The sequence below is a fragment of the Paenibacillus sp. FSL H8-0122 genome (assembly GCF_038005345.1).
Lineage (GTDB): Bacteria > Bacillota > Bacilli > Paenibacillales > Paenibacillaceae > Paenibacillus_AQ.
The window spans coordinates 6472397-6498073 of the sequence record NZ_JBBOTB010000001.1 but is presented as its reverse complement, the minus strand read 5'-3'; the positions used below and the strand labels follow the sequence as shown (position 1 = coordinate 6498073).

20 protein-coding genes are annotated in these 25677 nt (G+C 50.7%); 16 read left to right on the top strand and 4 right to left on the bottom strand.

The features are described 5' to 3' along the window. Positions 1-68 precede the first annotated feature (68 nt). Positions 69-2399, bottom strand: coding sequence for an AraC family transcriptional regulator (locus NSS64_RS27665; protein WP_341142251.1), 2331 nt, complete (start codon positions 2397-2399; stop codon positions 69-71). A 256-nt stretch (positions 2400-2655) separates the two neighbouring features. On the opposite strand from NSS64_RS27665, the gene NSS64_RS27660 reads away from it, so the two are divergent. The 12 genes from NSS64_RS27660 (at position 2656) to NSS64_RS27605 (ending at position 17575) form a co-directional block, all read left to right on the top strand. After that, the gene (locus NSS64_RS27660) at positions 2656-3594 is read left to right on the top strand and encodes an ABC transporter permease (RefSeq protein ID WP_340945582.1); all 939 of its coding nucleotides are present in this window, start codon (positions 2656-2658) and stop codon (positions 3592-3594) included. A 10-nt stretch (positions 3595-3604) separates the two neighbouring features. Beyond that, positions 3605-4489, top strand: coding sequence for a carbohydrate ABC transporter permease (locus NSS64_RS27655; protein WP_340945579.1), 885 nt, complete (start codon positions 3605-3607; stop codon positions 4487-4489). A 40-nt stretch (positions 4490-4529) separates the two neighbouring features. After that, the gene (locus NSS64_RS27650) at positions 4530-6062 is read left to right on the top strand and encodes an ABC transporter substrate-binding protein (protein ID WP_340945577.1); all 1533 of its coding nucleotides are present in this window, start codon (positions 4530-4532) and stop codon (positions 6060-6062) included. A 32-nt stretch (positions 6063-6094) separates the two neighbouring features. Further along, the gene (locus NSS64_RS27645) at positions 6095-7141 is read left to right on the top strand and encodes a glycoside hydrolase family 130 protein (protein WP_341142250.1); all 1047 of its coding nucleotides are present in this window, start codon (positions 6095-6097) and stop codon (positions 7139-7141) included. A 90-nt stretch (positions 7142-7231) separates the two neighbouring features. Then, entirely contained in the window at positions 7232-11761 is a 4530-nt protein-coding gene (locus tag NSS64_RS27640) for a polysaccharide lyase family 8 super-sandwich domain-containing protein (RefSeq protein ID WP_341142249.1), read from the top strand. Positions 11762-11909: 148 nt separating this feature from the next. Beyond that, complete coding sequence (locus NSS64_RS27635; protein WP_341142248.1) at positions 11910-13217, top strand: aminoacetone oxidase family FAD-binding enzyme; 1308 nt, start codon at positions 11910-11912, stop codon at positions 13215-13217. A 31-nt stretch (positions 13218-13248) separates the two neighbouring features. Further along, a complete protein-coding gene (locus NSS64_RS27630; RefSeq protein ID WP_341142247.1) occupies positions 13249-14565 on the top strand; it encodes a BaiN/RdsA family NAD(P)/FAD-dependent oxidoreductase in 1317 nt (438 codons plus the stop codon). Between the two features lie 143 nt (positions 14566-14708). Further along, a complete protein-coding gene (locus NSS64_RS27625) occupies positions 14709-15656 on the top strand; it encodes an adenosine deaminase (protein ID WP_155991481.1) in 948 nt (315 codons plus the stop codon). 521 nt (positions 15657-16177) lie between these two features. Further along, a complete protein-coding gene (locus tag NSS64_RS27620; RefSeq protein ID WP_155991484.1) occupies positions 16178-16351 on the top strand; it encodes a hypothetical protein in 174 nt (57 codons plus the stop codon). Positions 16352-16380: 29 nt separating this feature from the next. Next, entirely contained in the window at positions 16381-16734 is a 354-nt protein-coding gene (locus tag NSS64_RS27615) for a nitrous oxide-stimulated promoter family protein (protein ID WP_051478087.1), read from the top strand. A gap of 153 nt (positions 16735-16887) precedes the next feature. Further along, the gene (locus NSS64_RS27610) at positions 16888-17181 is read left to right on the top strand and encodes an AbrB/MazE/SpoVT family DNA-binding domain-containing protein (RefSeq protein ID WP_036726298.1); all 294 of its coding nucleotides are present in this window, start codon (positions 16888-16890) and stop codon (positions 17179-17181) included. A 1-nt stretch (position 17182) separates the two neighbouring features. Continuing rightward, entirely contained in the window at positions 17183-17575 is a 393-nt protein-coding gene (locus NSS64_RS27605) for a type II toxin-antitoxin system death-on-curing family toxin (RefSeq protein WP_341142246.1), read from the top strand. 268 nt (positions 17576-17843) lie between these two features. On the opposite strand, the gene NSS64_RS27600 is transcribed toward NSS64_RS27605, so the two are convergent. From NSS64_RS27600 to NSS64_RS27590, 3 genes are read right to left on the bottom strand one after another with little or no spacing between them, the layout of a single operon-like run. After that, positions 17844-18380, bottom strand: coding sequence for a GNAT family N-acetyltransferase (locus NSS64_RS27600; protein ID WP_341142245.1), 537 nt, complete (start codon positions 18378-18380; stop codon positions 17844-17846). Between the two features lie 16 nt (positions 18381-18396). Beyond that, positions 18397-19725, bottom strand: a complete 1329-nt coding sequence (locus tag NSS64_RS27595) for a HAMP domain-containing sensor histidine kinase (protein WP_341142244.1) — start codon at positions 19723-19725, stop codon at positions 18397-18399. Then, positions 19718-20422: a response regulator transcription factor gene (locus NSS64_RS27590; protein WP_341142243.1), complete on the bottom strand. Its 705-nt coding sequence runs from the start codon at positions 20420-20422 to the stop codon at positions 19718-19720. The genes NSS64_RS27595 and NSS64_RS27590 overlap by 8 nt, the downstream gene beginning before the upstream one ends. Before the next feature lie 177 nt (positions 20423-20599). Between NSS64_RS27590 and NSS64_RS27585 the strand changes: the two genes are divergently transcribed. The 4 genes from NSS64_RS27585 to NSS64_RS27570 all read left to right on the top strand — a co-directional run bounded on the left by NSS64_RS27585 (position 20600) and on the right by NSS64_RS27570 (position 25663). Beyond that, positions 20600-21304, top strand: a complete 705-nt coding sequence (locus NSS64_RS27585; RefSeq protein ID WP_341142242.1) for a TVP38/TMEM64 family protein — start codon at positions 20600-20602, stop codon at positions 21302-21304. Positions 21305-21368: 64 nt separating this feature from the next. Next, complete coding sequence (locus tag NSS64_RS27580; protein ID WP_341142241.1) at positions 21369-21758, top strand: DUF948 domain-containing protein; 390 nt, start codon at positions 21369-21371, stop codon at positions 21756-21758. Positions 21759-21962: 204 nt separating this feature from the next. Next, a complete protein-coding gene (locus NSS64_RS27575) occupies positions 21963-24212 on the top strand; it encodes a pectate lyase family protein (protein ID WP_341142240.1) in 2250 nt (749 codons plus the stop codon). Between the two features lie 170 nt (positions 24213-24382). Continuing rightward, positions 24383-25663: an AAA family ATPase gene (locus tag NSS64_RS27570; protein ID WP_341142239.1), complete on the top strand. Its 1281-nt coding sequence runs from the start codon at positions 24383-24385 to the stop codon at positions 25661-25663. Positions 25664-25677 lie beyond the last annotated feature (14 nt).

The window sequence follows — 25677 nt, the reverse complement described above, 5'->3', positions numbered from 1 at the left end:
GCGATAAGGAACATATCCTTATCGCTTGTTTGCGCTCAAATATAAGAATGTATAGGTTTCACTTGCCCTCACACCTTCCCCCCGCCATCCCCCGCCCGGTACTTCTTCCGGTACTGGGCCGGTGTCATGCCGTACACCTTCTTGAAGCTGGAATAGAAGGTGTTCAGGGACGAGAAGCCGAAATGCTGGACGATGGGCTCGATCGGGGAGTCGGAGGCAATGAGCTCCTGGCAGATGAAGGTCAGCCGCTTCTCCGATATTTTGTCGGTGATGGACTGGTTGGTCTCTGCTTTATATAGGCTGCGGAAATAATTGACCGACAAGCCCAGGTGATCAGCCAGCATGGTGGCAGACAGATTCGGATCGGTGAGATGACTCTCCATGAACTGGTCCACCTGTGAGATCAGGGCGATATTCTTGGATTGGCTGCGGGCGGCTGCAATGTCTTCGAGCGTCTTGGTAATTAAGGCCTCCATCCAAGGCGTGACGTTATCTATTGTCTCCTGCTGGATGATCTGCTTCTCGATGGACGTTAGCCCCCACGAGCTGGGCAGCGGCTGAGCCGAATGCTCCTGGATGAGCCGGCGGATGTTCATGAACAAGGTGATGAGGGACATTTTGCATTCAAAATATGGCAGTTCCCGCAGCTTCACTACCGCGGAGCGCAGGACCTCCAGAATGACGGGGGCCTCCCCCTTGAGAATGGCCTGGGCGATCTGCCGCTCCTGGCTCACAGGCAAATGATACAATTCCCCGGGTGCATCCGGCAGCCATGCCTTGACGATAAGCGAGCGGTGTCCGAAGCGGAACCGTTCTTGCGTCAGCTCATATGTCTCCAGATATACCTCGTGCATGTCGGTTAAGCCCGGCAAGGTCCGGCCCCAGGCAATGGTGGTGCCCACGGACAAATATTGCTGGATTAATTGCTGGGAGCCTTGCAGCTCCTTCACGAATTCCTCGGATAAGGGAGCCGATAAGATGACAGCCACGTGGTCGTCTCCCATATCCACCGTTTGCAGTTTGTGCCTGGACGCTTGCAGCGACTCTTGAATGATATTGGACATGGCGAACCGCAGCAGACGCCGGTCCTTCTCCGGGTATACTCCCGAGAATTCTGCGAAGTGGTCGATCCGGAAGATCGCTACGGATAGCTGATCTGTCGGCAGATCAATCCCCCATTCCAAGAATTGAGCGCTGATCTCCTCTGCCGAGTGATAAGTCTCCCCCAGAAAATCCCTTAGGAATCGCTCTCGGCCCAGAAATTTATTATGCCGCCATTGCTCGGTAAGCTCGTGAATCTGATTATGCTGCGAGGTAAAGACACTCGATAGGTATTCCAGTTCATTGGCGTTTGCGCCAAGGCCCGGCTTCTCGGCCTGATGCTGCCGCATGACCCGGCTGATCAGCTCCTGAATGGGCGAGTATACCCGTTTGGAGATTAGAATAATCACCGCCAGGGAGGCCGCGAACAAGACGAGGAACAGGATCAGGCTGGTATTTCGCAGGACTGTGATTTTGCCCAGGATGGCGGACTTCGGTATCATCTCAATGAAGGTCCAATCCTGGATGCCCTTGATCGAGGAGTCGGCATACACCACCAGCTTCTCCCCCTGGCCATAGGGCTGGAACAGCTTCCAGCCGCTGGCGCCCTTCATTCCGTGGCTCCGGAGCTCTGCAATCTGCTGCGGACTCATGTCCGTGCTGCTGAAGATCGTCTCGTCGCGGTCATTCAGCACGGTGATGGATCTGCTGGCGAAGTTTGAATTGTTCTGAAGCAGGGTCATGAGATTATCCGTATCCACATTCATGACGAACGCAGAGATGGAACTGCCTTTTTCATAAAATCTGACAATGGTCAGCACGTCCTTGGGTGTATTCCCGGTAAGAGGGAGGGACAAGGTTCGCGGAATGAGCACGCTATGGTTCACTATATCCGGGTCACGTAAGCGCTTAAGTATATCCTGATCGTAAAAAGCGGCGGTATCATTTAACCCAAGCCTGGAGTCAACAACCGTATTCGTATAATCGTTAATGAGGTAGACAGAGTCAATGGAGGGGTTGGCGTTCTTAATGTCCATCAGCTGGCTCCATACCTCATAGGTTTCGAAATCGCTGTAATGATCTGAAAGCGCATACACCTTGAGTGCGCTGTCATTACTGGAGGAGAAGCTGAAATCAAGCGCCCATTCCATCAGCCGTGACGTATTCCGGGCTCCGTTCACCAAGAGGGATTCCGAATGATCTCCGATCTCGTGCAGCAGGGTCTTAGAGGATTGCCCATAGAGCAGTACGAAGGATACCCCCAGTACCAGAACGTTCGCACTGACAAAATAAAAAATAAGCTTCATATAAGTAGGGTGCCGCTTCAGCGATGCGAAGAGTGGTTGTCTGAATTTCATGGCGCTGGAACCTCCGTAATCATAACTGCCCGGCTCGTAATAAGTAGGTTTATTATAGCATAACGTGCATTTTCGTCTGCCAAATCGTTTGTTTTCGGAAGAGTGTTGTTTTTGGGAAGGCGGTGAATCTGCGCTTGCGGGAAGGATTGGAGCTTCTCGGAATTGCTCTGGCCGTAAGGGCTTGATAAGGTGACGGCATAGATAACGGGACGCTCTTGGGGCGGTTACCGGTCTTGAGGAAAGGGGGGATGTAAAGATGAACTACCAGCTTAACGCAGGTAGACGTTCAAAATGGAGGCATATCGTGCAGAATCCTTTTCTGTATGTAATGGCTGTACCGGGGCTGTTGTTCTTTCTCGTGTTCAGTTATTTGCCCATATACGGGATTATGATTGCCTTCAAAGACTATGATTTTGCCAAGGGGATCACGGGGAGTGACTGGGTAGGTTTTAGAAATTTTGATTACTTTTTTACATCAGATGACTTCTGGATTATTCTGCGGAACACACTGATGCTCAACGTGCTGTTTATTGTGTTTACGACAGCGGCTGCCGTTCTGATTGCACTCATGTTCAATGAGATCCGCAATAAGTATTTCAAACGGATCTCGCAGTCGCTTATTTTCCTTCCTTATTTCATGTCCTGGATTGTGATCGGAATGATTGTGCAATCCTTATTCGGCGGGGAAGAGCCCATGATTAATGTCTGGCTGCACAATATCGGCATGGAACCGGTCAACTGGATGTTTGAGTCGAAGCTTTGGCCGTATATACTGACTGTGATCCGTGTATGGCAAGGCGCCGGTTATCTTTCGATCATATTCCTGGCTTCCATTACGGGAATACCGGAGGATCTGTACGAGGCTGCCCGGATTGACGGAGCATCCAAGCTGCAGATTGTAACCCGCATTACATTGCCGCTGCTGGTGCCGACGATTATGATCATGACGCTGCTGGCCGTAGGCAAAATTTTCAATGGTGACTTTGCGATGATCTATGCGATCATTGGAGACAACTCCATGCTGTATCCGACTACGGACGTTATTGATACCTTTGTCTTCCGCTCGATGAGACAGCTGCACGATTTCGGCATGTCTTCGGCTGTAGGCCTGTTCCAGTCCATTATGGGGCTGATCTTCGTCATTGCCGCCAACTGGGTAACCCGGAGGGTATCCAAAGAATCTGCTTTATTCTAGGAGAGTAACTATGAGACAGAAACATAGCGCTGCGGATCGCACCTTTACGGCATTCGCCCATACGTTCATTTTGCTGTTCACTATATTTTGTCTGTTTCCTTTTCTGCTGATGATTGCCGGCTCGTTTACGGATGAGGAGGAGCTGATTGCGCACGGCTACACCTTATTTCCGCAAAAATTATCGCTGGCCGCTTATAAGGCGGTTCTGCAATCCGATGTATTGTTCAACGGCTATGGCGTCACCGTGTTCATTACGGTGGTCGGGGCCTTAAGCGCCCTGTGCATTTCGGCCATGCTCGGCTATTCACTGGCGAATAAACGGAATGTTCTGCAAACGCCTTTTCTGTTATTCTGCTACTTGCCTATGCTCTTCTCGGGAGGCATCATTCCGTTCTATATTGTGGTTAGCCAGTGGCTGCATTTGCAGAATACGATCTGGGTACTGATTCTAACCATGTTGTGCCAGCCATTCCTCGTCTTCCTGCTGGTCAGCTTCTTCCGCACCATTCCTGAGGAGCTGGAGGAAGCCGCCAGAATAGACGGAGCGAATGAGATGAGAGTGTTCTTCCAGATTATGATTCCGATCTCTAAGCCGATTCTGGCTTCTGTCGGTCTCTTCTATGCGCTGAGCTTCTGGAATGACTGGTTCATGGGACTGATGTTCATCGATAATGAGAAATTATTCCCGCTGCAGTTAATTCTGCGCCGGATGGTCTCCAATATGGAGGCGGCCAAGAATCTGATTCCTTCCGGTGCGGCGATTGCAGTGACACCACCGACTTACGGGGTGCGGATGGCGACAACAGTGCTGACCATCGGCCCGATTGTACTGCTGTATCCGATGCTTCAGAAATATTTTGTCAAAGGTCTAACGGTAGGAGCGGTAAAAGGGTAAGTTATTCAGATTGTGTCCATAGATATGGGAGGGTTATGAGATGAGGTTAAAAAGATGGTTTGGCACGGCAACAACAGCGGTATTGGTATCGTCACTGGTGCTCGCGGGCTGCGGGGGAAATACGAAAAATGAAGGCAATGCCGCGAATCCTCCGTCCAGTACAGACAGTGCAGCTCCTGCTGCCAAAGACATTGTGACGCTAAAGGCTTATTTCCCGGGAGATAAACCTGCGGGGTTCGATACTGTGCTGCAGGCGGTTAACGACAAGCTGAAAGCGGATAATATCGGAGCCGCCCTGAATGTCAATTTCATGCCATGGTCCGATTACGGGAATGCGGTATCCGTGAAGATGTCTGCCGGGGAAGAGTTCGATATGTATCTGGATGCTCCTTGGATATCCATGAACCAGATGATTGAGAGTAAATCTTTGATGGAGCTGGATGCGGCAGTGGCTGCACGGCCCGAGCTGAAGGCGTCCATTCCGGAGGAAATGTGGGAGTACAACAAGTTCGGCGGCAAAATTATGGGGGTTCCGCTCGGCACCACCCAAGGCCAGCTCTATGGCCTGCTGATCCGCAAGGACTTACGCGAGAAATACGGGCTTCCCGAGCTGAAAACGCTGGGTGACCTGGAGAAATTCCTGTATGCGGTCAAGGAAAATGAGAAAGACGTCAAGCCTTTTGTCATTAACGGAATTAAGGCGGATAAGCTGCCATTCATTCTGAGTGACTCTGCGAATCTGGCAAAGGATGAAGTGCTGGAGATTGGGGTCAACATGTTCTCGTATTCGATCAAGGATAAGAAGGTCATTGGCCAATGGGTGAGTCCGACGATTGCCGATGCCTATGAACGTGTCACCAAATATTATAAGGACGGAATTATCTCCAAGAATATTGCCCAGGAGCAAAATGCGGAGACGCTGTTCAAGCAAGGTAAATATGCGGCGACCTACTATGCAGCCGATGGTGTGGAAGGATTGAAATATTCGGAAATGCTGAAGGATGGCAGCGACAAGCTGGAGATCTTCATTCCGAACGGGGAGCAGGCCAAGCCTTATACAGCTTATCAGCAATGGAACTTCCTCTGTATACCGACGACTTCCAAGCATTCGGATACAGTTATGGATGTAATGAACTGGCTGTCGATTAAGGAGAACCATGATCTGATGGAATACGGCATTCAAGGGAAAGACTGGGAGCCTGTCGGCGATTCGAGCTATAAGGTACTGTCCGCGTATACCTTCCCTGGTTATGTGCTGACCTGGCGGCCGACGCTGAACCGTACACCTGACAACATGATGCCGGATGACAAGAAGTGGTTCGATTTCTCGACCAAGACATCCAACTTCACGCTGAGTCCAATTGCAGGCTTCAACTTCAACGCCGAGAAGGTAAAGACGGAATATGCCAAAATCACGCCGCTTCATGATTCGATCTTCCTGCCGCTCAGCCAAGGCCTGATCCCTGCGGAGGAAGGAAAGAAAACGATGGAGGATAAAATGGCCAGTCTCGGCGGGCAAAAAGTGATCGATGAAATTCAGGCTCAGATTGATGCCGTTACTTCCGGGAAATAACCGTACTTCACACACAGAAAGAGGTCACTCCAATGAAAATAACACGCAGCGCGCATAATCCGCTGATTGAAGCCGGGGATGTTGTCCCCTCCCGTCCCGATTTCCGGGTGCTGGGTGCCTTCAATGCAGGCGTGGCGCAGCTACAGGATGAGACGATCCTCTTGCTGCGCGTTGCCGAAGCGCCGATATCGGACCAGGCGGACGAGGTGCTCGTTCCCCGGCTGAATGAGGCAGGGACGGAGGTGCAGGTGGAGCGTTACGACAAGAGCGATCCGGGCTATGATTTCTCCGACTCGCGCTTCGTAGCCAAGGACGGACAGACGGTCATGCTCACCTCCTTATCCCATCTGCGGGTAGCACGAAGCCGGGATGGCATTCATTTCGAGGTGGAGCCGCAGCCGGCCCTTTTCCCGGAGCATCCTCTGGAAGCCTGGGGGATCGAAGATCCGCGGGTGACCCGGATCGGGGACACCTATTACATTACTTACAGCGCGGCCTCCGCGCGCGGTGTCGGTGTCGGGCTGGCGGAGACCCGCGACTTTCAGACGTTCAAGCGGCGCGGGATGATGCTGCCTCCCGAGAATAAGGATGTTATGATTTTCCCAGAGAAAATTGGCGGCAAATACTACGCTCTGCATCGTCCGGTGCCGAAGTCATTCGGCGCTCCCGAGATGTGGATCGCGGAATCGCCCGATCTCGACCATTGGGGGAACCACCGCTTCCTGATGGGACTCGGCGAGCAGGGCTGGGACTCGGCCCGTATGGGCGGCGGGGCGGTTCCGATTCGAACCGAACGCGGCTGGCTTGCGCTGTATCATGGCGCGGACAGCAGCCACCGCTATTGTATGGGGGCGGTGCTGCTGGATCTGGAGGACCCGACCCGGGTCATTGCAAGATCGCGTGTCCCAGTGCTGGAGCCGGAAGCTTCCTATGAGGTGAACGGATTCTTCGGCAAGGTCGTGTTCTCATGCGGAGCCCTGCTGCTGGACCAGACGGTCCGTATGTATTACGGAGCTGCGGACGAAGTGATGGCAGTGGCGGACATTCCTCTGGAGGATATATTAAGTACGCTGTGGTAATAAGCTGGAGGCAGTGCAAGCTGCCTTCTTTCATCCGCTAAAAGGAAAGCGCTGTCAAAATAATGGCCCAGATAGCAAAGGAGCGTGTACATGACTGGTAACATGCAAAGCAGGATCAAGAGATGGATATGTCTCGTTATGGTTGGTTTGATGATCTCGACCCTCGGGTTCCAATATCCTGTATCGGCAGATGGATCGTCGCAAGAGCTGGCGGAAATCAAGCTGATGAAGCAGCGGGTGGTAGACTTCTACATCTCCAAAGACATCATCAATGACGGCACGAATGGGCGGGTCGAATGGACTTTTAAATCACAGGCCGGAACCTACTTATCTAGTCAAAAGGCGAATGGAAGCTGGGGCGATGTAGATTATACCAGTACGGCTTCCAGTGCCAACGGGCGGGCGTGGTCGCCTTACCTTGCGCTGGACCGGATGCAATCGATGGCTCAGGCTTTTGCAGACCCGAAGGGGCCTTACTATCACGATGAAGCCCTGTTAGCCGGTATTCAGAAAGCACTGGATCACTGGTTTACGGTCAAGCCGACCTCCACTAATTGGTGGGAGACCGGGATCGGCAAACAATTACGGCTCAGCAAAGTTGCACTGCTATGTGAGGGCTATCTGACTGCGGAGCAGGCTGCCAATATTATCGGCACGTTAGACAGCAAACCGAATACGATCGATGGGGCCAATTCGTCCTGGTACAATCAGAATTATATGATCCGCGGCTTATTGCTGGAGGATGTCCAGAATGTCCGTAGCGCTGTAGAGGCGTTTAACGTGCTCTCGGCGGTGACGGAGACGCTAACGGGAATCCAGTCTGACATGTCCTTTTTCATGCATGGGAAGACGAATTATACCACGGGCTACGGAAGAAGCTTCGCGAGAGATATGTCCTTCTGGGCTTATGTCGTCTCGGGCACAAGCTTCGCTTACAGCCAGGCGGCGATTGACTCGTTGTCCTCTTATGTGCTGGATGGGACCAGATATCTGGTGAGAGGCGATGTTGCCGATCTGGGGATGGGGATGAATGGACCGGAGTGGCCGGATTATGAGAGCTCTGCGCTGACCTTCTACGAAGATCCGCTGGAGTGGATGCAGGCGGCGAATCCGAAGCGGGCGGATGAGTTCGCAGTTTTCCTGAATAACATCCGGGGTATTGGCACGGTCTCGGGCAATGGACTGGATGCGAACAATATGACGCAATGGCAGACCCTGGTCTCCTCTCATATGCGCAAGGATTACGGAATTACAGTCAAGATGTCGTCCAGCACGGTCAAGGGCGGCGAAATGAGAACCATTAACCCAAGCGGATACAACCTGCTCTACTGGACTCCGCAAGGCGCCACGGCTATCCAGAGAACCGGGGATGAGTACAGAACCGTGTACCCGCTGATGGACTGGAATCATGTTCCGGGAACAACAGCTCCCTACGTTTTCACGAAGGAGAATAACTTCAACAACCCGAAGACCTTTGTGGGCGGCGTAACCAATGAGCGGTACGGAGCCACGGCGTTTGATTTCAACAAGCTGAGTACCAGCGGGAAAAAGGGCTACTTTTTCTTCGATGATGAAATGGTAGCGCTGGGCGCAGGCATCACTTCGACGAATGCTGCACCGGTCCATACCACGCTGAATCAGAGTCTTGCTGTTGGCGATGTGCTGGTAGACGGCAAAGTGGCAGATGGAACATCGCAGGTGAACGGACGCTGGGCCTATAACGATAGTACCGGGTATGTGTTCCCGGATAAGACGGACTTCCAGGTGAAGCAGGAGACGAAGACCGGGAAATGGAGCGATGTGGTTACTGGCAGTTCAACAGAGCCCATCACTAAGCCGTTGTTCTCGATGTGGCTGGATCATGGCGTGAAGCCGATCAATGCGTCCTATCAATACATCGTATTGCCGGGTAAAACCGCCGGGGAGGTTGGCAGCTACGCGGAAGCAAACCCGATTAGTATTCTCGCGAATACCCCGTCCGTGCAAGCGGTCCGGCACCGTTCGCTGGGTATTGCGGAGTTGCTGTTCTATCAGCCGGGTACGGTGACGCTAAGAGAAGGACTGACTGTCACCGTAGATAAACCGTCGATGGTGATCGTTGATGAATCCGCGGACCCTGTCCGCATCTCGGTGGCGAATCCCGAAACGCCGGGGATTACAGTGAATGTAACGCTGAACCGGAACGGAGACCAGACTACGACCACGTACAGACTCGGTAAAGATACGTTCACCGGGCGGAGTGAGACGCTAAGCGAGGGAGCTTCCATCGACGACAGCGGGTATGATCTCGCTTACAGTAAAGGAGCGGCTGCTTCCTCCAGCGTAGGCAAGCAATTTGCTTCCAATGCTAACGATCTCTACAGAACCTCCAGCTGGAGTTCTAACGCTTCGGACGATGAATGGATTTACGTTGATCTGCAGGATCAATATATGATCAATAAGGTTAGACTGCATTGGGAGAAGGCTTACGGCAAAAGCTATAAAATCCAAGTATCCGATGATGGGGCCACCTGGAAGGATGTTTATGCGACCTCGATGGGAGATGGGGGAATCGATGACATTACGTTCGGTAAAACCAGTGCCAGATTCGTCCGCATGCAGGGCGTTCAGCAGGGAACCGGAGAGGGCTACTCGCTTGCTGAATTTAACGTGTATGAAGCGGTTGCCCTGAACCTTGCGGAAGGCAAAACCGTGATTGCAAGCTCATCCAAAGCCGCCGATGTGGCAGTGGGGAATGCGGTAGACGGCTCATTGACGACCCGCTGGGGGTCCAACTATGCCGATCCGCAGTGGATTTATGTCGATCTTGGCGCAAGTCAGCCTATTGCTAAGGTCATGCTGCACTGGGAAAGTTCGTATGGAAAGGAATACCGGATCGATGTCTCCGATACGCTGGACGACTGGAAGACAGTATATAGTACATCCAGCGGAGATGGGGATATCGACGAGATCTCTATCGATTCGGTGAATGCCAGATATGTCCGGATGTACGGAACTCAGAGAGCAAGCAAATACGGCTACTCGCTCTGGGAATTCAAAGTGTTCGGACCAGAGAACGCAGAGAGGGTTCCGGCCCGGGTTGAGCTTGCGGCAGCGCCATCTTCGGTGGTGACTGGAGGCAAAGTATCCGTTATGGGGGCCGTCTACGCTGACGGTGATCTTCCGTTGTCCGGTGTAGACGTTGAACTCATAGCAGCCGATGGCAGCCTTGAGCCTGCCAAAGTAACTACAGATGTGTACGGCAAGTTCAGTACGGTCTATACTGCACCATCGGTTCCCGGTAAGGTATCCATCTCAGCCGTACTGCCGGCAAGTCCATCCGTGACAGGGGCGGTTACCGTATCCGTTGAAGAAGAGGCTGTGCCTGTATCCGCCCGGATTGAACTGCAGGCCACACCGTCCTCCGTATCCGCTGGAGGCAAAGTGTCCGTTACGGGAACCGTCTATGACGGTGAAGATCTTCCGTTAGCCGGTGCTGCGGTTAGTCTCATGGCAGCCTCGGGTAGTTTCGAGCCTGCACTTGCCGTAACGGATGAGTACGGAAGGTTCAGTACGGTGTTTACGGCACCATCCGCAGCCGGGGATATCGCAATTACGGCTGTACTGACCGGCAATCCTTCCGTGACGAATACGGTTACCGTTTCGGTTAGTAAGGCGATACCGGTCCCTGCTCTTATTGAACTACAGGCAGCACCGTCTGCTGTGAATACCGGAGATGAAGTATCCATCACAGGAATCGTCTCGGGTAGTGACAATCTTCCGGTCTCCGGCGTAGAGGTTGCACTCGCGGCTTCCTCGGGCAGCCTTGAGCCGGCTCATGCTGTAACGGACGCCAATGGCCGGTTCAGCGCGGTCCTTACAGCACCGTCCACACCTGGAGAAGTGACGGTTACGGCAGTCTTGAGTGCGTATCCGTCCATTACGGGAAAAATCAACGTTTCGGTTAACGAGCGTTCGGGCGGCGGAAATGACGGCGATCCTGGAGGTGAAGCGCCAGTGACTCCGTCAGTACCAGTAGCGCCGGTTATTGTTGGAACGCCTAGTAAGCCGGACGAGGGCCCGCAAGCCCCCGCTAATCCGGTGCCTGGTCCATCCTTAACAGATATTGCCGGACATTGGGCCGAAGCCAGTATCCGCGAAGCCGTCAAGCAAGGGATCATTACAGGGTATCCGAACGGTTCGTTCCAGCCTGACCGTACCGTGACCCGTGCAGAATTCACGGTGATGCTGGCAAAGGCGCTGAAGCTTCAGAACACAGAAGGAGCGTTGTCCTTCAAGGACAGTGACCGGATCGGTTCGTGGGCCCGGACCGCCATCTCGCAGGCGGTAGCCTTGGGAATCATCCAGGGGGATAACAACAGCAATTTCCGCCCGGATGCGCCTGTAACCAGAGCGGAAATGGCTGTCATGCTGGCAAGAGCATTACAACTGGCTCCCGTTGCCCGCTCCGCTGGATTCACGGATGACCGCGACATCCCGGCCTGGGCAGTTGGAGCAGCAGCCGAGATGAAGAAGTCGGGACTGATGCAAGGCAAAGGCAACAACAGCTTCTTCCCGAAGGATGCCGCAACGCGGGCAGAGACGGTTACGGTTCTGCTGCGGATGCTGGAAGCTAAGTAAGTATAGCCAACCTTTCATCGATATACGTTAGAACACAGCAAAGCAGCGATTCTCCTGTTGTTAGGGAATCGCTGCTTTGCTTATGCTATAATTTAATAAAGTGTTTTTGAGCTTAGAGAAAATTGGATAAAGGATGCATTGACCAACCATGTATGAGAATCAGACTTCTATGCACCACAAGCTCTTTATTATCGGCGCAGGTGCTGCCGGACTAATGGCTGCTGTTACTGCGAGTGATATGGGGATCGATACTGCTATTCTGGAGAGTAACGACCGGATTGGCAAGAAGATCTTAATGACAGGTGATGGCCGCTGCAACATTACGAATGAATCCACTGTGACAGATACGGATGAAGCAACTGCTTTATCGCGCAGATATCACAGTAATCAATCCGAATTTCCGCTTGCGGTAGTGCAGCAGTATGGCGTCAGTCAGACGATTGATTTTTTCTCCTTTCTCGGGCTTCCGCTGACAAGACTCAAGGGGGGCTTGCTGTACCCGATGTCGCTGCAGGCAGCGGCGGTACTGGATATTTTCCAGCTGGCGCTAGAGGATCGGAATGTTCCCGTATACCTTAAGAATAAAGTGGTGGATGTTACTGCTTCGGCAGATCATCCTCGCTTCACGATAAAATGCCTAACCGAGACAGAGGAAGAGGTTGTGTATACTAGCGACTATCTGCTTCTGTCTACGGGGGGCAACACCGGTCCCAATGCAGGAAAAGAACCTCCGGGTTATACCCTTGCCGAGCGTCTGGGGCACACCGTGATTGAGCCTTTTCCGGCCATTGTGCAATTGAAGCTGCAATATCCGAATATGAGGGCACTGTCCAGTATCAAATCTCAGGGACAAGCTCATATCATTGTTAAGGGTAAAGTCATCGGCAGTGAACAGGGTGAGCTGGCCTTCACAGACTATGGTATTACCGGTCCGCCCATTCTCCAGTTAAGCCGAAAGGCCGCGTATCATCTGGCCAGAGGAGAACAGGTGAAATTATCGGTGGATCTGATGCCTGGCCGCACAGAGGAAGAGCTAGTGGAGTTCCTAGAAAAGCTCTGGGAGACCTTTGGGCACCGGACCGTGGCGGATTCCCTCGTGGGTATCTTCAACAAAAAGCTTGTTACTGTCCTGCTTAAGGAGACGGGCTTAGATCAACAGCCACAGCTTCTTTGCCAGAATCTGCCGCAGAAAACTAAAGAGAACTTTTATAGGCTCTTGAAGCGTTGGGAATTTAAAGTGACGGATACCAATGGCTTTACGAATGCGCAGGTGACAGCCGGCGGCATTGATACGTCGGAGCTCACCCGGGGAACGCTGGAATCCAAGCTAGTGCCCGGGCTGTATCTGGCTGGCGAGGTGATGGATGTGGACGGAGATTTCGGCGGCTATAACCTGCAATGGGCCTGGAGTTCCGGATATGTGGCCGCCATGGCGATAGCTAAGTCCATTCAATAAATTTATTAGGAAAAGGGATGCATCAATTAACATGTATAAGGATCAGACTTCTAAGCACCACGAGCTGTTCATTATCGGTGGGGGTGCTGCAGGTCTAATGGCTGCAGTTACAGCGAGAGATCAAGGTATTGATACAGCCATTATTGAAAGCAATGACCGGCTCGGTAAGAAAATAATAACGACAGGTAACGGGCGTTGCAACATTACGAACCAATCCACCGCCACCGGTACGGATGAAGCAGCCGCTTTATCCATTAAGTATCACAGCAATCAGGCAGGATTCCCAATACATGTACTTCGGCAATTCGGTGTCCGCCAGACGATCGAATTTTTCTCCTCGCTCGGGCTTCCTTTTATGAGCTTGGAGAATGGCCGGATGTATCCGATGTCGCTGCAGGCGGCTTCGGTGCCGGGGGTGTTTAAGCTGGCCCTGGAGGACCGGAATGTCCCCGTATATTATAAACATAAAGTATTGGATGTGACCGTTTCGGCGGGACATCCGCGGTTCGCGATAACCTGCCAGACGGAGACAGAGGAGCAGGTTGTGTATACAAGCGACTATCTTTTTCTATGTACCGGCGGCCTTACCGCTCCCAAAACAGGAACAGACGGTTCCGGTTATACGCTTGTCCAACGTCTGGGGCACACCATGATCCACCCGGTACCAGGCATTGTACAATTGAAGCTGGATTATCCGTATTTGAAGGAACTGTCGGGCATCAAATTTGAGGGAGAGGCCCATGTGATCGTGAACAATGAGGTTATCCGCACGGAGTCCGGAGAGATTCTTTTTACAGACTATGGGATCTCGGGCCCGCCCATCCTTCAGCTAAGCAGAAAGGCTGCGTATAATCTCGGCATAGGAGAATCCGTGACCCTGTCGGTTGATTTGATGCCGGAGCGCACAGAGGAAGAGTTAATTGATTTCCTGGAGATCCACTGGGGGATCTTCGGACACCGGACGGTTGCCGATTCCTTCGTGGGTATCGTCAGCAAGAAACTGATTCCAGTGCTGCTGAAGGAGGCTGGAATTGATCAACAGCTGCATCTGCTGTGTCAGGATCTATCGTGGAAAACCAAGAAAATATTTTATAAACTATTGAAGCGTTGGGAATTTAAAATCACCGATACCAACAGCTTCACGAACGCCCAAACCACAGCCGGTGGCATCGATACGACGGAGCTGATCGAAGGAACGCTCGAATCTAAGCTAGTGCCGGGCCTCTATTTAGCCGGTGAGGTAATGGATGTGGACGGAGATTGCGGCGGCTATAACCTGCAATGGGCCTGGAGCTCCGGATACGTCGCCGCGATGGCGCTTGCTGACCGGCGTGCAGGCACCACGTAAGGGTAGAGGATTGATACAGTGCTAATGAAGACACCCCTTAGGGGTGTCTTTTTTATAAGATATGCTAAGATAAAAGTGTCATCGAACCTGCTATTTCATTATCTTGAATGGGGTGTCACCAATTGCCGACAGGATCTAAGAACTTGTCCACTAAACAAAGGTTTGTAGAAGCGCTTATGAATGAATCACTTGTGGAGCTGCAGTCCATCCCGAAAAGCGATTTGCATAACCACGCCGGACGCGGAGGGAACATTCGATATATTAGCGAGTGGGCGCATGTTGACATAGAGCCGGCGGCGGAACCGTTCCGATCGTTGCAAGACATGCAGCAATGGTTTGTTGAATCTGTGAAACGGCATTGCCCTGGTATTCAAGGTTATTTGAAACGGATTGAAGCTTCCTTTGCGCAAGCGGCTGACGACCATATTGAGAGATTGGCATTAAGCTTTGGAGTGGATGAGGTGGATACCTTGGGAGGAATGGAGCCATTTATGCGGATCATGAATGAATATCATCGCCGGTTTGCTCCTGCAACACAGTTTCTCCCGGAGCTGGCTTTGGACCGTGCCTGCAATGTAGATGAAGTGTATAACCGGTTAGATGAAATATTGGCTTACCGCTGGTTTCGCTCCATCGATATTTGTTGCGATGAATTTGCCCAGCCGATCACATCTTTTAAGTCCATTTACCAAGCTGCGAATACGGCGGGGCTGGCGCTCAAGGCTCATGTGGGGGAGTTCGGAACCGCGGATGATGTTATGGAAGCTGTTGAGGAGCTCGGGCTTCATGAGGTTCACCATGGAATTGCAGCCGTCCGTTCGCCTCAAATTATGAACTGGCTTTCTGCTCACCATATTCAACTGAATGTCTGTCCTACTAGTAATATTATGCTTGGTGTAGCGGAGAACTACGGCAGCCATCCTATTCGGAAGCTTTATGATTGTGGAGTACCTGTGACGATTAACACCGATGATTTGCTGATCTTTAATCAAAGCATTTCTCAGGAGTACATGAATCTGTATCAAGCTGGATTAATGACAGCAGAAGAGCTGAACGAGATCCGCCTGATAGGACTTGGAGGCGTTCTTTGATGAGTTTGAAGAGGTTCTGGCTATTCTTGAAGATTTAAGGGATCGTTGATAGGACTAGTAGCTCATCAGAACTAAACGTGAGAAAATTACTTTAACTCATGGCTTGCTGAGGGTTTACCGCGCCCCGTTTAGAGTGCAAGGGGAGGCTTAATTGCAATTTGTACAACTAAATCGCCCTATGTCCCGCTAAATCAATGTTTAGTTGTATTTCCTGCAATTAAAATGCCTCAATATCTGGATTTTCGCCCATCCGGGCAAATTTAGTTGTACAGAATACAATTAGAAGAGGAAGTCCACCCGTTTCACTGTTTTTAGTTGCACAGAATACACTTACCCCTTTTTTTCGCTACGAATGCAGCTTCATCCCTTACCACATTTTTGGAATGAAATCACTTGTTTAAATCTGATGTGGTACTAGATAAAGGCAAGGTGTCCAAATGACTGATGAATATATCTGGGTTATTTTTGTTGCTGAGCAGACGAGCGGATTTCCGAACTTTTATCCTATAGGAGTATTTACAGTGCACGACAGGGCTGTCGAAGAAATAGACAAGCTGCCTAAGGATAAGAATTATCAGCTTCTAAGGCTGCCGATTAACCGGATGTTTCCGTATTACCATAAGAAGAGCGGAGAGCTGGTTGGAATGGATGCGATCCATCATGAGCATTTTCACTTCAAAGATTTAGATGAATAAGTTCAACTAAGTCCAGGAGGCCTTATTATATGAGCAGAGCAGCAAAGCAGCAGCTGAACGATGGCCCTAAGATCCGCAAAGAAAAAATGATTGCTTCAAAGATGATTCGTATCTATTGCAAGAAAAAACATTATGGGCAGGAGCTCTGTGAGGAATGCCGGGTTTTAAATGAGTATGTTATGACAAGACTCTCCCGCTGCAAATTTGGTGATGAGAAGACAGCGTGTGCCAAGTGTCCGATTCACTGTTATACACCCGTCTACCGCCATAAAATTAAGGGGGTTATGCGTTTCTCGGGACCGTGGATGCTGCTGTATCATCCGTTAGAATCCATAAGGCATATTCCCATACCGGAGAAGTTAAGGAAGCCTTTGTCACGATAGCCGCTTCAATCAATCTATCTGCTATCAGAAGGACCATCTGTGAGTTGGTCTTTTTAATATCCTTTTGATAAAATGTACATATATTATAACTTTTATTACCGTTATAAGTTATAACTTGAAGCGAGCAGAGCATACTATAGGAGGGGGAAAAAAATGAATGGTGTGGTCAAAGTGACGAAGGATCAATCGAAGGTGAAGCGTTATTCCCGAAAGATTGGACGGATGGGGAATAGCTTGGGTGTGAGCTTGCCAAAAGCTCTTGCGGATAAAATGAATATCTCTCAGGGAGATGAAATTGAGTTTATTGAAAATGAACACGGAGAAGTGGTGTTGAGAAAAAGCCGGGCAGCTCTGTTGCCTGAACAGGTTCGTCCTGAGGTGTTGGAGGCGTTCTTCGATGTATTTGAAGAGGATCAGGGCATTCTTGAAGACCTAAGGGATCGTTGATATGGCCATCTTTCTTACTAAGGAAGAAGTTATTACAGCACACCATTTCATGATGAAAAGAATGAATGACGTAGATCAGGCAGGTGTGAAGGATCACGGCCTGCTGGAGTCTGCGGTACATAGACCACAACAAAGTGTTTTTGGAGAGGATGCTTATCCCTCTATATTCGATAAGGCAGCTGCATTGCTGGAATCGCTGGTCAAAAATCATTGCTTCCATAATGGCAATAAACGTACAGCTTACCTGGTTACGAAATCATTTTTGATTCTAAACGGGTATCATCTAAGAATGCAACGAGAGTTTGCAGTTGAGTTTGTTGTAGACATTGCCAAGGGTGTGTATTCATTAGAAATGATTACTGATCTTTTAACAAAATATTCTGTGGAACAGTAAAGGCAAGGTGTCCAAGATGCGATGGGATCAAGTTCAGGGGCGTGTTCCAAATGAATGGAAGGAAGGCCAGCGTTTTATTGAGAAATTGTCCGTGATTGATTTTTATAAGGATCCCACTTTCATCTACCTACATAATAGCATCATTATGCAGAATACGAATGGGTATAGCCTTCACCGCTTCATTAGTAGAGCTGACTATACCCTAAAAAACCCTTCTCCGCTTCGTTAGCAGAGTTGGGTTTTTTAAGCTTTTTATTAGCTATAAGGATTACACCAACCCCAGCCATTCCCGCTTCAATATAGCAAATTGCTGGGTATTCTCGTACTTCGGGGTTCCGTCTTCGTTCTTGGTGAAGGAGATGAATTCCATGAAGCAGCCTTCCCGGCGCATGCCCAGCTTCTCGCAGAGCTTCTGCGATCTGGAGTTGTCGTCCTCGACGTAGGCGTAGATGCGTCTGGCTTCCTGCTCCAGGAAAAGATAGCGCAGTAGCGCGCGGGCGCTTTCGCTGGCATAGCCGACGCCCTCGTAGGCTGGGTTGAAGTGCCAGCCTACGCTGTAGGTATCGGGCTCTTCTTTCATGCAGAATAATTCGCCAATGATTGAGCCGGTATCCTTCAGGCAGACGGCGAGATGGGAGTCGTCCTGACTCCGTTCGCTGGCGGTGGCGATGGCTTCCTCTAATGTGGAGAGGCGTTCGCTCAGGAAACAGTTCACCCGCGGATTCGCCAAATATTTCAGCATCCCTGGTGCATCCGTCTCCCGGAAGTTTCTGATGATTAAGCGGTCGGTAGTGAATTTTTGCATGATGATCCTCCCTAAATTAAGTGAGCGTGTTATTTACCGGCAAGCGGATGTGAACGGAATACCTGCCGCCAGTGCTTGTGAATGTGATTTCGCCCTTATGCTGGCTGATGATTTTGTGGCAGGTCTTGAGGCCGATCCCAGTGCTATGGATTTCATGGGCCTCCGTTTTTATAACATTCGTGATATCTATCAACAGCCAGCGGTCTTCGATTCTATACGTAATCGTTACGGCCGCAGACGTATCGGCATACTTCGTAATGTTGGAGAAAAGGTTGTCGAATACCCGCCTGAAGGAGATCAGGTGAAGCTCCACGCGGAAAGGGACAGGGGACGGCTCCCATGCTACCCGGAAGCCGTGATTCTCCAGCAACATCGACTGCTCATCGATTAACTGATCCATGAGCTGAATCCCATCGTAGGACTCGAACTCCAGATCATTCTCCTCTGTGTTATACACGGTGAAGTACTCGAATAGCTTGTCGGACAGATGCTTGATCTGATAGGCTTTTTCCCTACTGCTGTGAATGTATTTCGCTAACGCCTCCTGATCCTGATATTTCTTGTATTCGATGATGTCCAGGTAGCCGACCAATGCGGTGAGCGGTGTCCGCAGATCGTGGGACATGGCGGTGACCAGCTCGCTGTTGGCGACTCTGGCCTGCTCCTCGCTCTCCAGGCGCTCGATGAACGATTTCCTCATCTCATTGATGCTCTGGGCCAGAGACGATAGCTCATCCTTCCCCTTCAGCGTAATCGGATAGTCCAGATTCCCGCCCTCCAGAATTTTAATCTCCTTCTCCAGCACGCCAATATAAGAGGTCTTCTTATTGATGAAGAACAGGACCAGGACAATGAAGAATAAGAACGACAGAATCACACCCAGAATCGTAATGAGGTTGTAATACTTGTATTCAAAAAAATACTCCATATAGACCTGAGCAGTCGTATCCGCAAAGGTAACCGTGGAATATTGGGATTTGCTGAAAATGCTAGGGTCGGGCAGAAACCTCGTATTCTCGGTCTTGATCGTGTACCCGTCCGTAGAGTAGAGAAATTGGTTGTCCTTATAGAGATAGAGATTTACGTACTTGGTTTTCCTGACCCATTCAGCTATTTGTGCGTCATCCTTAAGCGACAGATGCTGCCCGGAGACATATTCCTCAAGTGCCGGAAGGGCTTGCTCTTCTTGCTTGTTAATGAACGAGCTTCTGGTCCGGTAATGCTCCAGCAGATCTTCGCCTGTGGACTGCAGCAGCAAGAACAGTGCCGCTGAAGCCAGGAACGAACCGATCAGGCATAGGATTAATTTGAGTTTCAGCCTGCTCCACCACAGCTTGTTATTCAATCCGGTACCCCTTTCCCCAGACGGTTCTGATAAACTTGGGATTCTGCGGGTCCTTCTCCAGCTTCATGCGCAGATTGCGGATATGAACCATCACCGTATTGTTGCAGCTGTAGAAATAAGGCTCGCCCCACACACTCTCATACAGATTCTGTGCCGAGAAAATCTTATTGCGGTTGCCGGCCATCAGCGCCAGCAGCTTGTACTCAATTTCGGTTAGGGTCAGCTCCTTCTCATTCATTCTTACCTCGTTGACGGTAGTATTCACGCTTAGCCCGTTGAAGGTAATCACATCCGAGGGGGCGGAGGTATCCTCCTTGCCTTTGTATACATAATACCGCCTAAGCAAGGCCTTCACCCGGGACACCAATTCGGTGTAGGAGAAGGGCTTGGACAGGTAGTCGTCACTTCCGGCCGAGAAGGCCAAGGTTTTATCAGAATCTTGAGTCTTAGCTGTAAGAAATAGGATAGGCGCGCTGGTCATCTCACGTATCTCCACGCAGGCCTTAATTCCCGACTTCCGGGGCATCATCATGTCCAGAATGATCAGGTCAATGGTATCGTCTACTTTATTCACGGCATCTTCCCCGTCAACAGCCTCAACGACATGGTATTGCTCACTCTCCAGCAGCACCCGGACAATCTCACGAATCTCGTGGTTGTCGTCGGCTATAAGTATGGTCTTGGCAGGATTCATCATTTATCCATCCCCCTCCCTTCCTGAGCACTCATTGTGCTTCCATTATAGATTGTCTAAAGCGCGTAAACCACCGGATGACAGGCGACTTAAGAATTCTTAAGGAAGTTCATGCCCGAATCTTAAGAATATTCACCTAAGCTGGAGATATTATAAGCCAGTGAAGAGAGGGATTCGTAAATGGATTGGTTATTGCAAAAAAAGCGGGCAGGCAAAATTCTCCTCGCGTGCGTAGGCCTTGTGACCATTATCGTATTCATCAGATACCTGCCGCAGCTTCTGCGCGTGACGATGTCTCTGGACGGCTTCCGGGATTACATCCTTTCTACGGGAAAATTAGGACCGGTCATGCTGGTTCTGTTCCAGATTCTCCAGACGGTCATTGCCCCCATACCAGGGGAGGTCGTTCAAATTGCCGGGGGATACATCTATGGGACAACTCTAGGGGCGGTCTTCGTGACCGGGGGAATGCTGCTGGGGGCAATGATTGCCTTTTACTTCACCAGATTCCTGGGCGGGTCTTTCATTGATAGCCTGCTTCAGAGGGATAAGTTCAAGTGGATGAGAGGAATGATGGATAATAACAAATTCTCGGTTTTCCTGTTCATTATCTTTATCATTCCCGGACTTCCCAAGGATATGTTCATCTATGCAGCGGGTTTGACGACGATGAAGCCCCTAAGATTCTTTACGATCCTGCTCATCGCCAGATTTCCGTGGCTGCTGGCCTCCGTAAGCATTGGGGCTAATATCTACCACAAGAATTATGGACCCACCATCGTCATCTCCGCTATCTCCGTCCTGGCCTTTATCTTCGGATTAATCTATAAGGACAAGCTGATTCATAGATTATCTGCCTTCAAAGGCGGCAAAAGCGGGCAGTAGGCGCAACATGTAGGAATGATGTCTGTAAGTTGGACATAGAGTGGTACTACAGGAGGCGTTGCATATGGTTATCCAACTTAGTGTTGCTTTGGCGGCGGTTGCTTTTGTCTGTCTGGTTGCATTCGTGATCCTTACGCTGCGCAAGGGAATGACCACCCTCGGCGAGACTAACCGGACGCTGGGCGAGGTGAGGAATGCGATTCATGGATTAACGGGCGAGGCGACTCAGCTCATTCACACGGCGAATCAGGTCACCCGGGATGTGAAGGGGAAGATCAAGACCATCGATCCGATCTTCGAATCTGCGCACAATGTGGGCGAGGTCATTCAGACTGTGACCGAGACCTTCAAGAAGAACGCTGCCGACATCGGCCAGAGCTTGAACCAGGAGCCGGAGAAGGCTGCGGTCAAAAGTAAAAGCAGCCAGATCCGCGTTAATACGAAGTTTCAGTGACCTTTGTGTCATCGATAAGAAGCGTCAGTTCAAGGCACCCCGGGCGGGTGTCTTTTTAAATACAGTTATCATTTCGCTGCAAAATAATCATTTTCTCATAATAGTGCATAATCGCAGGAGAACTGAGCAAATGATTGTTTCAGCACTAATTCGGCTTCTGCTATGCTCGGGGTGCCAGCAAACCTAAATCGGGAGGCCGAATTCATGAAAAGAATCGTTGCGAAGGTAACCAGTATGACTCTGTTGTTCACTCTTACACTCACTCTACTATTCAGCGGGTGGGGAACGTCGGTGGTGCACGCTGCAGGACTTACGGTAACAGGCAGTGGAGGCGGAAATGAAGCTGCATATGTGGAGTGGTCACCTGTCAGTAATGCATCCGGCTATAAGGTATTCATCAAAGCGGCGAGCGCCGCAGATTCCCAGTATCAGCAGCTCCATAATGAATTGATCCGCAAATATGCCTCCTACTGGAGAGCAGATGCCGTAGGCCTTGCGGCCGGAAGCTATGTTATGAAGGTGGAAGCCGTGCTGTCAGGCGGGGGAACGGCAAGTGCAGTGACGGGTACGCTGGCCGCCGCGCCGTATGACCGGTCCGGGTTTGCTTTTTCAGCCCAATCTCCATATGGTACAGGCTCCGGCGCTTATACTAACAATGGAACGCTGAAGAGCGGGGCACAGGTGCTGTATGTCACCTCCCAGAATGCACAGACTGTAACGCTCCCCGTAGTGGTCAGCAGCTCAGGTACAGTGCAGACGGGAGTAGGTCTTGGCGGCATTCTTTCGCTTCGGCAAAAAGGCTATGATACCACCCCGCTCGCGATCCGGTTTATCGGAAAAGTGAGGGCTGCTGATCTGAGCGGACAGCTCAATAGCGGCGGTTATCTGGAGGTGAAGGGGAAGAGCAATTACACCGAGATGAATCTGACGATTGAAGGGATCGGCACAGATTCGTATGCCTATGGCTGGGGGCTGCTGCTCAGATATGCAGGGAATGTAGAGGTGAGAAATCTTGGCCTGATGTTATTCCCGGATGACGGCATTTCCATGGATACAGGCAACGCGAATGTGTGGGTGCATAATAACGATATTTTATATGGATCGGCGGGGAGTGATGCCGACCAGGCCAAGGGCGACGGCTCCACGGACCTCAAGAAAGGCTCCACGTATATCACCATTTCGTACAACCATTACTTCGATTCCGGCAAAGCAGCTCTGGTCGGACTTAGCGAATCCGCAGAGTTCTTCGTCACCTTGCACCACAACTGGTTCGATCATTCCGACTCGCGTCACCCGCGGATCAGAGTAGCCTCGGTCCATGTGTATAATAACTTCTATGACGGCGTGTCAAAATACGGTGTGGGCGTGACGACCGGTGCTTCGGCCTTCGTGGAAAGTAATGTGTTCCGCAATGCCAAATATCCGATGCTAAGCTCCCTTCAGGGGACAGATGCTCTGGGCGAAGGCACGTTCTCCGGGGAAAACGGCGGGATGATCAAAGCGTACAACAACAGTATCACGGGTGCGGCGAGTCTGATCTATGCGAACTCCAACAGCGGAACGGCTCCAGCCAATGCAGCCTCCCACGATGCTTACCTGGCCTCATCGAGAAGCGAAGCCGTTCCCGGCTTGTACAAAGCACTTGTCGGCGGAACAGCATATAACAACTTCGATACGCTGGTCGATACAGGTGTCAGCGTAGCAGCTGTCGATAACGTAAGCGCAGTAGAGCAGAAAGTTACAGCGGGAGCGGGACGCCAGGGGGGCGGCGATTTCAGCTGGGCCTTCAATAACGCTGTAGATGACACCGCCTATGCCCTCAACGCACCATTAATGTCAGCCATTCGAAGCTACACCTCGGGGCTGGTATCTGTGGGAGGCAACGCTAACCCGGGAGGCCCATCGCCGACTCCGGCAGCAACGCCTGTGCCAACGGTAACTCCTGTGCCGACAGCGACTCCTGTGCCGACAGCGACTCCAGTGCCGACAGCGACTCCAGTGCCAACAGCGACTCCGGTGCCGACAGCGACTCCTGTGCCGACAGCGACTCCAGTGCCAACAGCGACTCCGGTGCCGACAACAACTCCCGCGCCGACAGCAGCGCCAACGTCAACGCCTGCTCCGGGAGCGGCGGTTCACAATTTTACAGCGTCCGGGACTTCGAGCAGCTTCTTTACCATTCAAGGCAATCTCTCCACCAGCAAGGGAACGGTCTCCTATAACGGACTGACCTTAACGCAATGTCTGAAGATCGAGAGCGCCACCCGCATCCAGTTCACCGCTGCCCAAGCCTCGACTTTGACGCTGGTGTTCAACTCTGAAGGGACCAAGATTAAGGTGGATGGGACAAGCTATCCCATAACGAACGGCGTGGCCACCGTCTCCCTTGCGGCGGGTGCGCATACGATTACAAAGGATAGTACGGCTAATTTGTATTATTTGGTGGTGGAGTAGGGGGAGGAACCTTTCTCCGCTGGCAGTAGCCAGGGCGGCCTGAATGGGCCGTCTTTTCCGTCCTGTTGAAGAGGTACTACTGTGCCTCTCACTAGTGAGTATTACTATGATCATTATTTGCTATAATGAAGGGTATACGGGCAATACTCCATGTGAGGGGAGCGTTGAAGATGCTGAAGAATTTTTCGTTCCAGAGCTTTAAAAGCTTTGATTCATCTATTCTAGAAATTGAGAAATTAACATCGGTTATTGGTACTAATGCAGGTGGTAAAACTAATGCGATTGAAGGGATGAAGATACTCTCTGAGATCTCTTCAGGAAGAGACTTATCTATTATTCTGGATGGCTCTAAGAATGTGGACAGTGAGATCAGAGGCGGAAGTGTAGGCTGTCCCAGAATTGGAACAGATACATTTACCCTGGGATGTCTGGTGGATATTGATGAAGAGTATGATTTGGAGTATTCCATAACGATCAAAGTGAGCAATCGGGTTTTTGTGCTTGCCGAGCATTTGTTGAAGCTATCCTCTAGCGGCGACAGACCAGTAACCGTGTTTCAGACCAAAGATACTCCTGACGATTATAGTGACATTAACGTTGAATATAATAATGGGCGCAAGGGGAGAAATCCCGAAGTGACCTGTATTCGTTCTGTCTCTGTACTATCGCAGCTATCGTCCAAGATGCCTACAACTACAGATAATAACAAGAAGAACGTGTCTTATATAAATCTGGTACTGGAACGTCTGGGGAAGATCCTTTTCTTAGACCCCGTACCGGTTCGCATGAGAGATTATTCAAGGATGAGTGACCATGAGCTAAGACCTACAGCGGATAATATTTCTTCAGTGATTTATGAATTGTGCAAGGATGAAGGGGTCAAGCAAGAGCTGCTGAACGCCTTAAAAGATCTGCCGGAGAATGAGATCCTGGATATTGGGTTCATAGAGACTTCCATTGGCGATGTGATGTTCTGCCTGAAGGAGAAGTATGGTAACCGCTCGGAATTCGTGGAGGCCAAACGTCTCTCAGACGGTACGCTCAGATATGTGGCCATTCTCGCTGCACTTATTACAGAAGACCCTGATACTATGATTGTGATTGAAGAGGTGGATAACGGAATCCACCCCAGCCGAATTAAGAGCCTGATCCAAACGATATCCAGACTAACCAAAGAGAGACAGATAGATGTCATCATTACTACACATAATCCAACCTTGCTGAATGCTCTGTCGAAAGAAGAATTGTTCGGGGTTGTTTTGTGTTACAGAGATCCTGACGACGGATCGAGTAAATTCTATTCCTTGCCGGATTTGGAATCCTTACCGATTCTTTTGTCAAAAGGTAATCTGGGCGATCTGACAGTCAGGGACGAATTAGTGAAGGCGTTGAAGAAGAATAAAGAGAATAAAGTACTACTGAAGTTTATAAAGCATCTGGCTGCAAATTGAAAATAGTATAATGA

Coding starts and splice junctions, on each gene's coding strand:
- NSS64_RS27665 (WP_341142251.1), bottom strand. CDS start 2,399: ATGAAATTCAGACAACCACTCTTCGCATCGCTGAAGCGGCACCCTACT.
- NSS64_RS27660 (WP_340945582.1), top strand. CDS start 2,656: ATGAACTACCAGCTTAACGCAGGTAGACGTTCAAAATGGAGGCATATC.
- NSS64_RS27655 (WP_340945579.1), top strand. CDS start 3,605: ATGAGACAGAAACATAGCGCTGCGGATCGCACCTTTACGGCATTCGCC.
- NSS64_RS27650 (WP_340945577.1), top strand. CDS start 4,530: ATGAGGTTAAAAAGATGGTTTGGCACGGCAACAACAGCGGTATTGGTA.
- NSS64_RS27645 (WP_341142250.1), top strand. CDS start 6,095: ATGAAAATAACACGCAGCGCGCATAATCCGCTGATTGAAGCCGGGGAT.
- NSS64_RS27640 (WP_341142249.1), top strand. CDS start 7,232: ATGACTGGTAACATGCAAAGCAGGATCAAGAGATGGATATGTCTCGTT.
- NSS64_RS27635 (WP_341142248.1), top strand. CDS start 11,910: ATGTATGAGAATCAGACTTCTATGCACCACAAGCTCTTTATTATCGGC.
- NSS64_RS27630 (WP_341142247.1), top strand. CDS start 13,249: ATGTATAAGGATCAGACTTCTAAGCACCACGAGCTGTTCATTATCGGT.
- NSS64_RS27615 (WP_051478087.1), top strand. CDS start 16,381: ATGAGCAGAGCAGCAAAGCAGCAGCTGAACGATGGCCCTAAGATCCGC.
- NSS64_RS27610 (WP_036726298.1), top strand. CDS start 16,888: ATGAATGGTGTGGTCAAAGTGACGAAGGATCAATCGAAGGTGAAGCGT.
- NSS64_RS27605 (WP_341142246.1), top strand. CDS start 17,183: ATGGCCATCTTTCTTACTAAGGAAGAAGTTATTACAGCACACCATTTC.
- NSS64_RS27600 (WP_341142245.1), bottom strand. CDS start 18,380: ATGCAAAAATTCACTACCGACCGCTTAATCATCAGAAACTTCCGGGAG.
- NSS64_RS27590 (WP_341142243.1), bottom strand. CDS start 20,422: ATGATGAATCCTGCCAAGACCATACTTATAGCCGACGACAACCACGAG.
- NSS64_RS27585 (WP_341142242.1), top strand. CDS start 20,600: ATGGATTGGTTATTGCAAAAAAAGCGGGCAGGCAAAATTCTCCTCGCG.
- NSS64_RS27580 (WP_341142241.1), top strand. CDS start 21,369: ATGGTTATCCAACTTAGTGTTGCTTTGGCGGCGGTTGCTTTTGTCTGT.
- NSS64_RS27575 (WP_341142240.1), top strand. CDS start 21,963: ATGAAAAGAATCGTTGCGAAGGTAACCAGTATGACTCTGTTGTTCACT.
- NSS64_RS27570 (WP_341142239.1), top strand. CDS start 24,383: ATGCTGAAGAATTTTTCGTTCCAGAGCTTTAAAAGCTTTGATTCATCT.